This is a genomic window from Pseudomonas sp. H3_E04 (assembly GCF_054668915.1).
In genome coordinates this window covers 805,751-817,487 of sequence record NZ_CP162797.1, presented here as the reverse complement: position 1 = coordinate 817,487, position 11,737 = coordinate 805,751, and the positions used below count along the sequence as shown (strand labels likewise).

Sequence of the window (11,737 nt, the reverse complement as noted above, 5' to 3'; positions counted from 1 at the left end):
GTCTGATGACGGCTCGCGAACCGTAACGAGGATCAGCCATGACTCTGCTCGAATCCGTCACCCAGGTATGTCATCGGCTGGCGCCCGGCGGCTGGCGTTCGCTGATGTTGGCCCACGGCCTTGATCTGTTGGCAGAGCCGCTGGCAGCCGAGCTGCGACGACCACTGACGGTTGATCGCTGCCTGAACGGATTCGAAGATTTCGACCCCGACGGAGTCTGCGCAATCGAAGCGGCGGCGCCCTCGCGCAGCTTGCTGTATCACGCGCTGGCATCACCGCAAGTGACCGTCGACGAAACCGGAACGGATCTGCGGCTGTTTCCGACTCCGGGCGAGATCGAAACCGTTCTGAACTATGTCTACAGCATCGCCCCGCCCACCCTCGATCAACTACGGCTGACCGCCGCTGGCGCGCCCCTGGCGGTGGTGGCCTATGCCAGTGAATATCGCTGCGCGGCCGACACCGTACACGGCCGACACGCCGATCTGTGTTTTTCGCGCACCGGCATTGCCCGCGTCGGCACTGTGCCTGCCCGGTATGACGCCAGACAACGATGCTTCCTGCCCTTTGTCGACGGCGACGTGCATGGCATCCGGGTCATGCCGGTGCGCTACAGCGCGTACATTGCCATGCAACTGCGCGGTGATGCGCAGCGCTTCGGGCCGATGGATTTTCAGGCTGAAGTCGATCCGGGGCTGGATTTCTGGGTGCCGCTGCACAAACTGTTCGATGGCGACCAGTGTCTGGCGGGCCTGCAACTAGCGGTGACACTGGAAAATCATCAGATCAACGAGAAGTTGCGGCACATCCATTTACGTCACAGTGGCACCGGCTGGGCGGAACCGCAGATCAGCCAGCCGCCCTTTGTCGTGACCGATGATCTGGCTGCCTGGGCAACTGTTGAGGATTTCGGCACCGGGCTGCTGTTGCCAGAGCCGAAGGCACGGCTGGTCGAGCCCGCCAGACTCGAGGGCCGACCGCTATCGTTTCTGATGCCAGCCAACACCGGCGGCATGGTGCATGGCCGACACAAGGTTGACGCAGACGGCAGCATCGACGATTTGAACAACCACCCCGATGTCGAAGCGCTGGTGCGTGAGGGCGGTTATGAGGCCCTGCACTATCAGGACGCGACCGCTGACGGATGGGTCCGGCCACACTGCGCGGCGCTGAGCGACCTGCTGCCGACGGTGGCTGCCTATTCGATTATCGGCCCTCCGGATTTTTACCCACTGTGCAGTCAGCGCAAACTGCTGCGCTGGGTCCGCGAGGAGCCGCTTTTCCCCGATCCCGACATTTGGCACGCCCGCCTCGAAGCGCTTTCCAACGTGCGGTATTGCGCCAACCTGAATCTCAAGGATCAGTTGTTTTCTGACAAGGATCGAGGGGTGACGGCGATTGTCGCTTCGGCTGAACCGCGCCTGCGCGCGTCGTCGCAAATGCCGCTCGCTCAGCGTTCGCGACCTTCCTCGCTGCCCGACGGCGCTGCCGGGGTTTTCGGTCCGGGCTGGGAAGTAGGCTGGATTCGACAGAAAACTCCCGATGCGCAATGGATCAACGTGTTGGCCGGCTATCAGATGGCAAGCCCGTTTCCCGAAGATGCGAAAATCTGCGCGGCTCTGGGCTCCTTCTGGCCCGGGGTGGCACCGGACTCGGTGCGCGTTTTCGAACCACGTTCAAGTCTGCACACCATCATCCCGTTGACCGATCAGGAAATCGGCCAGGACGGTGCCATTGCCTGGGACGATCAGCCGGGTCCGCAACTCATCGCTCAAGACAACCGCCTGTTCGCCCAGTACCACGCCTATGCCCACGCCGACTACACCCAGGTCGCCCTGGACGGGCATTTTTCCCTGAGTCTGACCGGCCGCACATCACAACCCGCGTATGAGCGGCGGGTCGTTTCGATGCATCGGGTTTATCAGGTGCTTGGCGCTGACGATGACAACGCCCAGCGCAATGCCTGGCCGCTGCTGTCGTTTCTCGAGGTGCAGCAACCGGACAACGAACTCGATACGGCCCAGCAGGAAGCCGGCGTTGTCCTTGAGGGCTGGGTGCAGCGTTTTTCGATGTACAAGCGCGGGGCTGTCAGCACTGCCGATGATGATTTCAAATTGCGTCACGTCGAAGTGGAGCGACAGGTCATGTTGTTCGTCAGCGCCGATGCCATCCTGATGAAACAGGATGCAGAGGCGTGGCAGATCGCTGATGAAGCACTTTGATGTTGTGGTGATTGGCTCAGGCCCTGCGGGCTGCGCCAGTGCCATCAGCTGTGCCCGCCGAGGGTTGCGCGTGGCTTTGCTCGAACGGCAAGCGTTTCCGCGATTCCGCCCCGGCGAAAGCCTGCACCCGGGGATCGAACCGTTATTGCGGCAACTCGGCATTGCCGATCTGCTCCGTGCCTCGTCGACTCTGCGCTTTGAAGGTCAATGGGTGCACTGGAACGGCCCGGCCTGTTTCAACGCTTTCGGCGCGGATACAAATGGCCCATGGCGCGGCTTCCAGATCAGCCGCGTGCAACTGGACAGCGCATTGTTGCAGCAAGCGGCTTCTGCGGGGGTCGAGGTGCACCAGCCATGTCGGGCGCAGCAGGTGCTCACCCAGGGGCGTCGAGTGATCGGGGTGGAGACCGACAGCGGCTGCCTTTGCGCCGCGTATTTGATCGACGCCAGTGGAGCTACCGGCTGGCTTGGCCGCAAACTGCACCTGAGGGTGCAGATCGATTCTCCCGCGTTAGTGGCTCGCTATGGTTATTTGCAGGGTCGCTGCGAGCCCTACGCAAGCCATCCGCATTTGCTGGCGACCCCTGATGGCTGGACCTGGATCGCTCAGGTCAAGGCACAGTTGCTGCACTGGACGCACCTGACGCTGGAAACCGAGGCTGCGCCGGGGGCAAATCCTTCCCTGCGAATATTGCCCGCAAACCTGCAAGCATTAGCGCAGGCAGGCCCGATACGGGGTGCTGACGTGAGCTGGCGCATAAGCGAGGTTGTTGCCGGTGATGGCTACTTTCTTGTGGGCGATGCTGCAAGCCGGCTCGACCCGGCTTCATCGCACGGCGTGCTCAAGGCGTTGATGAGCGGCATGCAGGCAGCTCAAGCCATTCATGACGGCTGGTCCCGGCCGTTACTGCGCCCCCTCGCACAAGCACAGTATCAGCGATGGCTGCGCTGCTGGTATGAGCACGACCTGACACAGCTGCGCAGTTTCTATGGTCAACACCCGTTCCCGCCCCGATGGCTGGGCACGGATCGAGTAAAAGGAGTCTAGACTCATTCATTACCCAGTCGAGGGGGCCGCAGGACGTCTGCTGTGCCCTGCCCCTATCCGTGACCACCGCCCGGTGGCGCCTGCCTCGACATTCAACGCCGCCGGACCGTGATCCTGTTTCAGGAGCACACGTGATGAATGAGGCGAAACTCAACGAATTCATGGGCAAACTGGTCAATGACATGGGCGGCGCGGCGATGCTGGCCAATGTCATCGTCGGCGAAGAGCTTGGGCTGTACCGGGCGATGGCCGACAGCCAACCGATCAGCCCCGAAGCCCTCGCGGAAAAAACTACCTGCAACCCGCGCCTGGTGCGCGAATGGCTCAGCGCTCACGCAGCTTCCGGCTACATGGAGCACCTTGACGGCCAGTTTCGCTTGCCGGAAGAACAGGCACTGGCGCTGGCCGTGGAGGATTCGCCGGTGTACGTCGCCGGCGGGCTCGGCGTGGTGGCATCGTTTTTCCATGACAAGGACAAACTGGTCAAGGCCATGCGCGGCAATGGTGGTCTGTCCTGGGGCGATCACCACCCGTGTATGTTCAGCGGCACCGAACGTTTCTTCCGCCCAGGCTATAAAGGCCATCTGATCGCTGAATGGCTGCCGGCGCTGGACGGTGTGGTGGCCAGACTGGAACGCGGCGCCAGGGTTGCCGACATCGGCTGCGGCCACGGAGCGTCGACGGTGATCATGGCCCAGGCATTTCCCAAGTCGCAGTTCGTCGGCTTTGATTTTCACGCGCCGTCGATCACGGTGGCCACGCAACGCGCCGAAGAAGGCGGCGTCGGCAACCGAGCCAGATTTTTCGAGGGCACGGCAAAAAACTACCCCGGCGGCGACTATGACCTGATCTGCTTTTTCGACTGCCTGCACGACATGGGCGACCCGGTAGGGGCGGCTCGCCATGCATATGAGTCGCTGAAAGACGATGGCACGGTATTGCTGGTCGAGCCGTTTGCCAACGACAAACTGGACGACAATCTCAACGCGGTCGGACGTCTGTTCTACGCCGCCTCGACGTTTATCTGCACGCCCAACTCGCTGTCTCAGGAAGTCGGCCTCGGGCTCGGTGCGCAAGCCGGGGAAATGCGCCTGCGCAAAGTCTTCGCCGAGGCCGGGTTCAAGCAATTCCGCCGCGCTACGCAGACGCCGTTCAACCTGATACTGGAGGCGCGCAAGTAACCAATGCGGATCGCGTGCTAACCTGCGTGCACTGCCCATTCTGGAGTGCTGAGCATGCTCGACAGCCCGATCCGCGAACATTTCGACACGCTGTTGCAGGCCATGGCCGAGGATCAATTTCTGGTGCTGACGGGCGCCGGTATCAGCACACCATCGGGAATTCCGGACTACCGCGACAGCGACGGCGTACGTCGCGGGCGGCAGCCAATGATGTATCAGGAATTCCTCGCTACCCCGCAATCACGCCGTCGCTATTGGGCGCGGGCCATGCTCGGCTGGCCGCGCGTGCGCCAGGCCCGGCCGAACGCCGCGCATGAGGCGTTGGCGAAATTGCAACTGCGTGGCCGGATCAGCACTCTGATCACGCAGAACGTCGACACCCTGCACGATCAGGCCGGTAGCCACGATGTCATCGAACTGCATGGCAGGCTGGATCGTGTGCTGTGTCTGGATTGCGGGCAGCGCAGCCAGCGCGATGTGATCCAGCACCAGATGGAAGCACAAAATCCCTACCTGACCGGGGTTGACGCGGTGCAGGCGCCGGATGGCGATACCTTGCTTGATCCGGCGTTCGAAGCGCGCTTCAAGGTGCCGCAGTGTCCTCACTGTGCGGGTGAGCGGATGAAGCCGGATGTAGTGTTCTTCGGCGAAAACGTGGCGCAGCCGACGGCGGCACGGGCGATGGCGGCTGCCGAGAATGCGGCGGGGTTGCTGGTGGTGGGGTCGTCGTTGATGGCGTATTCGGCATTTCGCCTGTGCCGGGTCATCGCCGAACGGGGCAAGCCGCTGATTGCGATAAACCTGGGCAAGACCCGCGCCGATGATCTGCTCGATTTGAAGATTGAAGGATCATGCGAAGCGCTACTGCCGTTGCTGGTACAGCGTCTCGACGCCTGAAACTCCACTGCTGGGAGATCACGGAGACAGGCGTTCGCTCAGGTTTTCCTGCTGGAGAATATCGAACAAGGCCTGCGCCGCCGCCGACAGTTCATTGCCCGGCTCGGTCAACACGCCAATTGCCCGCTCGACCGAATCATTCAAGGTCAGACAGTGCGCGCCCAGTTCGCGCATTTGCCCCGCACACAATGCCGGCACCGCGCTGACCCCGAGTCCGCTGGCCACCATCCGCCCGACCGTTGCCAATTGATGACTTTCGAATTCCACCGGCAATTTCATTCCACGCGCCTGCAGATGCTCTTCCAGCATGACCCGCACCGTCGATGGCCGTTGCAGGGTGATGAATGGTTCGTGCAGTAGGGTCTGCCAATCGATGTCGCCACGCTTGGCCAACGTGGAGTCCGCTGGCACCACCGCGACGAAGCGGTCGACATACAACGGCGTAAAGGTCATCGAAGTGCTTTGCATCGGTGCGAACGCCACGCCAAGCTCGACTTGGCGATCGCGGACCATCTCCAGGACTTGTTCGTTGATCACGTCGTTTACCGTGACGTTGACGTTTGGATAGCGCGCGCGAAAAGTCTTGAGGATCGGCGGCAGCAGATTGCCGGCAAACGACGGCATCGCCGCCAGCGTCACGCGCCCGCGTTGCAGGCTGAAACGCTGACGCATTTCGTCTTCGGCGTTGTCCCAGTCGGCAATCAACCGGCGCGCCAGCGGCAACAGCGATTCGCCTTCCGGGGTCAGCGCGACATTCCGAGTGTTGCGGCTGAACAGCCGACCGCCCAGGCCCTCTTCCAGCGCCTTGATGGTCAGGCTCAGTGCCGATTGCGACAGGTGCAGACGCTCGCAGGCCACGGCGAAGCTCAGGCTATGGGCCACGGCGAGAAAGGCCCGGATCTGTTTGATGGTCATGGTCGCTGTGCTCCAGTTGCAAGCGGCAAGCTGCACGCCGTAATGCGATTGCTCTTTCAATTGGTGAGCTTTATCAATCAATCAACCGTAAAAATCAACTTAACAAATATATTCCACGGAGAGACACTCCAGGCACTCGGCTAGCCAGCCGCCCGCAAATAATAAAAGAGGTGCCTATGGCAGGTTTCGACAAGCGTGTGAGTTCCTACGAGGAAGCGATGGCCGGGCTGGAAGACGGCATGACCGTCATCGCCGGCGGCTTCGGCCTGTGCGGCATTCCGGAAAACCTGATCGCCGAGATCAAGCGCAAGGGCACCCGCGACCTCACTGTCGTCTCCAACAACTGCGGCGTCGACGGGTTCGGCCTTGGCGTGCTGCTCACCGACCGCCAGATCAGCAAAGTCATTGCCTCCTACGTCGGCGAAAACAAACTGTTCGAGGAGCAACTGCTCAAGGGCGACATCGAAGTCATCCTCACCCCGCAAGGCACCCTCGCTGAGAAAATGCGCGCAGGTGGCGCCGGCATTCCGGCGTTCTTCACTGCCACAGGCGTCGGCACCCCGGTTGCCGAAGGCAAGGAAGTGCGTGAATTCAAAGGGCGAAAGTACCTGATGGAAGAGTCCATCACCGGCGACTTTGCCATCGTCAAGGGCTGGAAGGCCGACCATTTCGGTAACGTCGTTTACCGTCACACCGCGCAGAACTTCAATCCGCTGGCCGCGACCGCCGGCAAAATCACCGTGGTCGAAGTCGAAGAAATCGTCGAGCCCGGCGAACTCGACCCGACGCAGATCCACACCCCGGGCATCTACGTCGACCGGGTCATTTGCGGCACGTTCGAAAAACGCATCGAACAGCGCACCATCCGCAAATAATTCAGGCCTACGGAGAACAACAACATGGCACTTACCCGCGAACAAATGGCTCAGCGCGTCGCCCGCGAAATGCAGGACGGCTACTACGTCAACCTCGGCATCGGTATTCCGACCCTGGTTGCCAACTACATCCCCGAAGGCATGGAAGTCATGCTGCAATCGGAAAACGGCCTGCTCGGCATGGGTCCGTTCCCGACCGAAGAAACCATCGATGCCGACATGATCAACGCCGGTAAACAAACGGTGACGGCGCGGATCGGCGCGTCGATCTTCAACTCCGCCGAATCCTTCGCGATGATCCGTGGCGGCCACGTCGACCTGACCGTGCTTGGCGCGTTCGAAGTCGACGTTGAAGGCAACATCGCTTCGTGGATGATCCCCGGCAAATTGGTCAAGGGCATGGGCGGCGCCATGGACCTGGTGGCCGGCGCCGACAATATCATTGTCATCATGACCCACGCGTCCAAGGACGGTGAGTCCAAGCTGCTGGCCAAATGCAGCCTGCCGCTGACCGGCGCCGGTTGCATCAAGCGCGTGCTGACTGACCTCGCCTATCTGGAAATCGAAAATGGCGCATTTGTCCTCAAAGAACGCGCACCTGGCGTCAGCGTTGAAGAAATCGTCGCCAAAACCGCTGGTAAACTGATCGTCCCGGATCACGTACCGGAAATGCAGTTCGCTGCCGAGTGAGGAATTCGAAAATGCAAGACGTCGTCATTGTTGCCGCCACGCGTACCGCGATCGGCAGTTTTCAGGGCTCCCTGGCCAACGTATCCGCTGTAGACCTGGGCGCGGCGGTGATCCGCCAGTTGCTCGAGCAGACCGGTCTGGACGGTGCGCAGGTCGATGAAGTGATCATGGGTCAGGTGCTGACCGCCGGTGCCGGGCAGAATCCGGCGCGTCAGGCCGCGATCAAGGCTGGTCTGCCCCACGCGGTACCGGCGATGACCCTGAACAAGGTCTGCGGTTCGGGCTTGAAGGCCTTACATCTGGGCGCGCAGGCGATCCGTTGCGGTGACGCCGAGGTGATCATTGCCGGCGGCCAGGAAAACATGAGCCTCTCCAACTACATCATGCCGGGCGCCCGCACCGGTCTGCGCATGGGCCACGCGCAAATCGTCGACACCATGATCAGCGATGGCCTGTGGGATGCGTTCAACGATTACCACATGGGCATCACCGCAGAAAATCTGGTCGATAAATACCAGATCAGCCGCGAACAGCAGGACGCCTTTGCTGCCGCGTCCCAGCAGAAAGCTGCCGCTGCAATCGAGGCCGGGCGCTTCGTTGAGGAAATCACGCCGATCCTGATCCCACAGCGCAAAGGCGATCCGGTCGCGTTCAAGGTCGACGAGCAGCCACGCGGCGATACCACCGCAGAATCTCTGGCGAAATTGCGCCCGGCGTTCAAAAAGGACGGTAGCGTCACCGCTGGCAATGCCTCATCGCTGAATGATGGCGCTGCTGCCGTGATTCTGATGAGTGCCGAGAAAGCCAAAGCGCTGGGCCTGCCGGTTCTGGCGAAAATCGCTGCCTACGCCAACGCTGGCGTCGACCCGGCGATCATGGGCATCGGCCCGGTATCGGCCACCCGCCGCTGCCTGGACAAGGCCGGCTGGAGCATCGATCAGCTCGACCTGATCGAAGCCAACGAAGCGTTCGCCGCGCAATCGCTGGCCGTAGCCAAGGATCTGCAATGGGATCTGAACAAGGTCAACGTCAACGGCGGCGCCATCGCCCTCGGTCATCCGATCGGCGCATCGGGCTGCCGCGTGCTGGTGACATTGCTGCATGAAATGCTCAAGCGCGATGCGAAAAAAGGTCTGGCGACCTTGTGCATCGGCGGCGGTCAGGGCGTGGCTTTGGCGCTGGAACGCGCCTGATAAAGAGTTCAAGGTTGACGGCGGATCCACGACATCCGCCGTTGGCTGGCAACAAAAAACCCGGTGCGATTTGCGTTGCACCGGGTTTCTTTTTGCCTGTCGAAAATCAAGGTGAATGTTCTGGCCGCTTCGCGAGCAGGCTCGCTCCCACAGGGAAATGCATTGCAGAATGTGGGAGCGAGCCTGCTCGCGAAAGCGCTTGTTCAGGGGCCAACCTTTCAAGGCTTGCGCAGCAAATAGGTATCCATGATCCACCCATGCTCCGCCCGCGCCGCTTTGCGTACCCGTTCGATCTCGTCGGCGACATCCGCCAGCCTGCCGCTGAGCAGAATCTCGTCCGGCGTGCCCAGGTAAGCGCCCCAGAAAATCTCGGTCTGCCGATCTGCCACTTGCTGATAGGAATCTTCGGCATCGAGCATGACCACCAGACTGTCCGCCTCACTCACCTGCCCCGCCGCCAATCGCCGGCCCGTGGTGATTTCTACTGAGTGGCCAATCGTGTTCAAGGGGATTTTGTGCTGCGCGGCCAAGGCCTGAACGCTGGTAATCCCTGGTATCACCTCGTACTCAAACTCACAGCGGCCTGATGACTGGATCGCCTGAAGAATCCGCAACGTGCTGTCGTACAAGGCCGGATCGCCCCAAATCAGGAAACCGCCGCACTGGCCGTCGGACAATTCTTCATTGATCAACTTTTCGAAGGTCTTTTGCTTGGCGCGATTCAGTGCATCGACGCTGGCTGTGTAGTCGACATCACCGCGCTCGCGTTCCGGACTCCTGGCTTCAACAAAGCGATAAGTGTGATCGGTGATGTAGCGCTCGCAGATGTCCCGGCGCAGATCGATCAGCGTCTGCTTGCTCTGGCCTTTATCCAGCAGGAAAAACACATCGACCCGATGCAGCGCCTTCACCGCCTGTATCGTGAGGTAGTCAGGATTGCCGGCGCCGATGCCGATGACCAGCAGCTGTTTCATCAGAATTCCTCTTCGAGGGCCACGCCCGGCAAGCGTAGGCGCCAGATGCCGTTGAAGCGCAGTTCGATCACCGACAGCGGCTCGACATCGATCACATTGAACGCTCCGCCCTGCACCACCTGCACCAGCGCCGCGCGCATGACGAACGGATGAGTGACCGCCACGACATGGCCGGGCGTTGCGGCGATCGTGTCCAGCCACTGCGCCACCCGCTGCGTCAGTTGCCTGACCGATTCGCCGCCATCGGGGGCTGCGTCTGCATCGGCCAGCCAGGCCTGCAATGCGTCGGCGTGGTTGGCTTGCAGATCCTTGATCGACTGGCCGTGCCAACGTCCCCAATCGCAATCGCGCAGGGCCTGGTCGATTTCGGCATCGGCACCCAGCCACGCTGCTGTTTGCCGGGTCCGCAGCTCTGGCCCGCAAATCAATCGCCGTGGCGGGGCAAACCGCGCCTTGAACGCGTCAGACGCCACAGGCAAATCTTCAACAGGCTCGTTCGTAGGAAAACGCGCCAGTTTTTGTGCGACGGTTCGTGCATGGCAAATCAATGTCAAACGGCTACTTGGCACAAGCAGGTTTCTCGGTTGAAAGTTATAACAAGCGACGGCACAGCCGGTCCGCGAGCCATTGTGCCGCAAACCGGAGACTCTGAGCGCGATCGCCTGCCAGTCGCTGACTCGTCTATAGGCAATGTCTCACACCGCCATCGGCAAAGGACTACAACACCGGGCGACCCCGGCCTAGCCCTTATTAAACGGGCGCCCCGCACACTTTTGGTGCTCGCTCAACCTGTACAAAAATTAGCTAGACATGTAACACCCATTACATAAATACTCGTTTAACGGATTGTGAAACGAATTCAACACCTCATCCAGCAGGAGCCCGGATGCCCCCTCTCAGAGACCTGATCACCGATCCCGGCCTGGACCTGACGCCGTCAGAGCGCAAAGTCGTCCGCGCCCTGCTCGATCAGTACCCGCGCAACGGTCTCGGGCCTATGGCGCGGCTGGCTGAACATGCTGGTGTCAGCGATCCGACCATTGTGCGCCTGGTGAAAAAGCTCGGTTTCGGCGGTTATGCCGAATTTCAGGAAGCCTTGCTCAGCGACATGGACCATCGCCTGCGCTCGCCACGCACGCTGTTGCAGCCGCGCTCGCAGCAGAACAAGGACGATGCCTGGGCACATTATCTGGCCGACAGCCACCGCTTGCTGGTCGACACTCAAGCCCTGACCCAACCGGAAGACGTGCGCATCCTCGTGGAATGGCTGCTCGACAGCCGCCATCAGGTCTATTGCTTCGGTGGCCGTTTCAGCATTCTCATGGCCAATTACCTGCTCAACCACCTGCGTCTGCTGCGTCCCGGCTGCTTCGCCCTGGAAGACAACGCCCTGCTGCCCGACCGCTTGTACGATCTGCAACGTCAGGACGTAGTGTTGGTGTTCGATTACCGGCGTTACCAGACCCAAGCCCTGCGCGTTGCGCAGGCGGCGAAGCACAACAACGCGCGGGTGGTGCTGTTCACCGATGTCTACGCCTCGCCGCTGCGCGAGTTGGCCGACCTGATCATCAGCGCACCGGTGGAATCGGCGTCGCCGTTCGACACCATGGTACCGGCGCTGGCGCAGGTCGAGGCGCTGATTGCCTGCCTGACCTTGCGCGTGCCCGACCCTGCCGATCGCCTGGAAGGCATCGATGCCCTGCGCAACGATTTTGCGACTCACCTGATGGAGGAAAAATAAG

The 11,737-nt window shown here is 61.2% G+C and carries 11 protein-coding genes; 8 read left to right on the top strand and 3 right to left on the bottom strand.

From position 1 onward, the window contains the following. Nucleotides 1-38: 38 nt before the first annotated feature. The 4 genes from AB4N53_RS03710 to AB4N53_RS03695 all read left to right on the top strand — a co-directional run bounded on the left by AB4N53_RS03710 (nt 39) and on the right by AB4N53_RS03695 (nt 5,348). Nucleotides 39-2,222 carry a hypothetical protein gene (locus tag AB4N53_RS03710; protein WP_460118267.1) on the top strand — a complete coding sequence of 728 codons (2,184 nt, stop codon included), beginning with the start codon at nt 39-41 and terminating at the stop codon, nt 2,220-2,222. Then, on the top strand, nt 2,209-3,270 hold the full coding sequence (locus AB4N53_RS03705; RefSeq protein WP_460118265.1) for an NAD(P)/FAD-dependent oxidoreductase: 1,062 nt from the start codon (nt 2,209-2,211) through the stop codon (nt 3,268-3,270). The genes AB4N53_RS03710 and AB4N53_RS03705 overlap by 14 nt, the downstream gene beginning before the upstream one ends. A gap of 134 nt (nt 3,271-3,404) precedes the next feature. Then, nucleotides 3,405-4,451: a class I SAM-dependent methyltransferase gene (locus AB4N53_RS03700; RefSeq protein ID WP_460118263.1), complete on the top strand. Its 1,047-nt coding sequence runs from the start codon at nt 3,405-3,407 to the stop codon at nt 4,449-4,451. Nucleotides 4,452-4,505: 54 nt separating this feature from the next. Beyond that, the gene (locus AB4N53_RS03695; protein ID WP_460118261.1) at nt 4,506-5,348 is read left to right on the top strand and encodes an NAD-dependent protein deacetylase; all 843 of its coding nucleotides are present in this window, start codon (nt 4,506-4,508) and stop codon (nt 5,346-5,348) included. Between the two features lie 18 nt (nt 5,349-5,366). Here the strand turns inward: AB4N53_RS03695 and AB4N53_RS03690 are convergent, their stop codons facing one another. Beyond that, nucleotides 5,367-6,263 (bottom strand): LysR substrate-binding domain-containing protein, encoded by an 897-nt coding sequence (locus tag AB4N53_RS03690; protein ID WP_460118259.1) that lies wholly within the window; start codon nt 6,261-6,263, stop codon nt 5,367-5,369. Between the two features lie 176 nt (nt 6,264-6,439). Here AB4N53_RS03690 and AB4N53_RS03685 point away from each other — a divergent pair, with 176 nt between their 5' ends. Genes AB4N53_RS03685 through AB4N53_RS03675 form a run of 3 tightly spaced genes read left to right on the top strand, consistent with a single transcriptional unit; the run spans nt 6,440 to nt 9,021 of the window. Then, nucleotides 6,440-7,138: a CoA transferase subunit A gene (locus AB4N53_RS03685; protein ID WP_042609530.1), complete on the top strand. Its 699-nt coding sequence runs from the start codon at nt 6,440-6,442 to the stop codon at nt 7,136-7,138. A 24-nt stretch (nt 7,139-7,162) separates the two neighbouring features. After that, the gene (locus tag AB4N53_RS03680) at nt 7,163-7,828 is read left to right on the top strand and encodes a CoA transferase subunit B (RefSeq protein WP_039762320.1); all 666 of its coding nucleotides are present in this window, start codon (nt 7,163-7,165) and stop codon (nt 7,826-7,828) included. An 11-nt stretch (nt 7,829-7,839) separates the two neighbouring features. After that, the gene (locus AB4N53_RS03675; RefSeq protein ID WP_460118256.1) at nt 7,840-9,021 is read left to right on the top strand and encodes an acetyl-CoA C-acetyltransferase; all 1,182 of its coding nucleotides are present in this window, start codon (nt 7,840-7,842) and stop codon (nt 9,019-9,021) included. 218 nt (nt 9,022-9,239) lie between these two features. Here AB4N53_RS03675 and cobF read toward each other — a convergent pair whose 3' ends face one another. Both cobF and AB4N53_RS03665 read right to left on the bottom strand, forming a co-directional pair. Then, complete coding sequence (gene cobF / locus AB4N53_RS03670; protein WP_460118254.1) at nt 9,240-9,995, bottom strand: precorrin-6A synthase (deacetylating); 756 nt, start codon at nt 9,993-9,995, stop codon at nt 9,240-9,242. Further along, complete coding sequence (locus tag AB4N53_RS03665; RefSeq protein ID WP_460118252.1) at nt 9,995-10,564, bottom strand: histidine phosphatase family protein; 570 nt, start codon at nt 10,562-10,564, stop codon at nt 9,995-9,997. Before AB4N53_RS03665 ends, cobF begins: the two co-directional genes overlap by 1 nt. A gap of 317 nt (nt 10,565-10,881) precedes the next feature. Between AB4N53_RS03665 and AB4N53_RS03660 the strand changes: the two genes are divergently transcribed. Further along, nucleotides 10,882-11,736 carry a MurR/RpiR family transcriptional regulator gene (locus AB4N53_RS03660; RefSeq protein WP_460118250.1) on the top strand — a complete coding sequence of 285 codons (855 nt, stop codon included), beginning with the start codon at nt 10,882-10,884 and terminating at the stop codon, nt 11,734-11,736. Nucleotide 11,737: the final 1 nt, after the last annotated feature.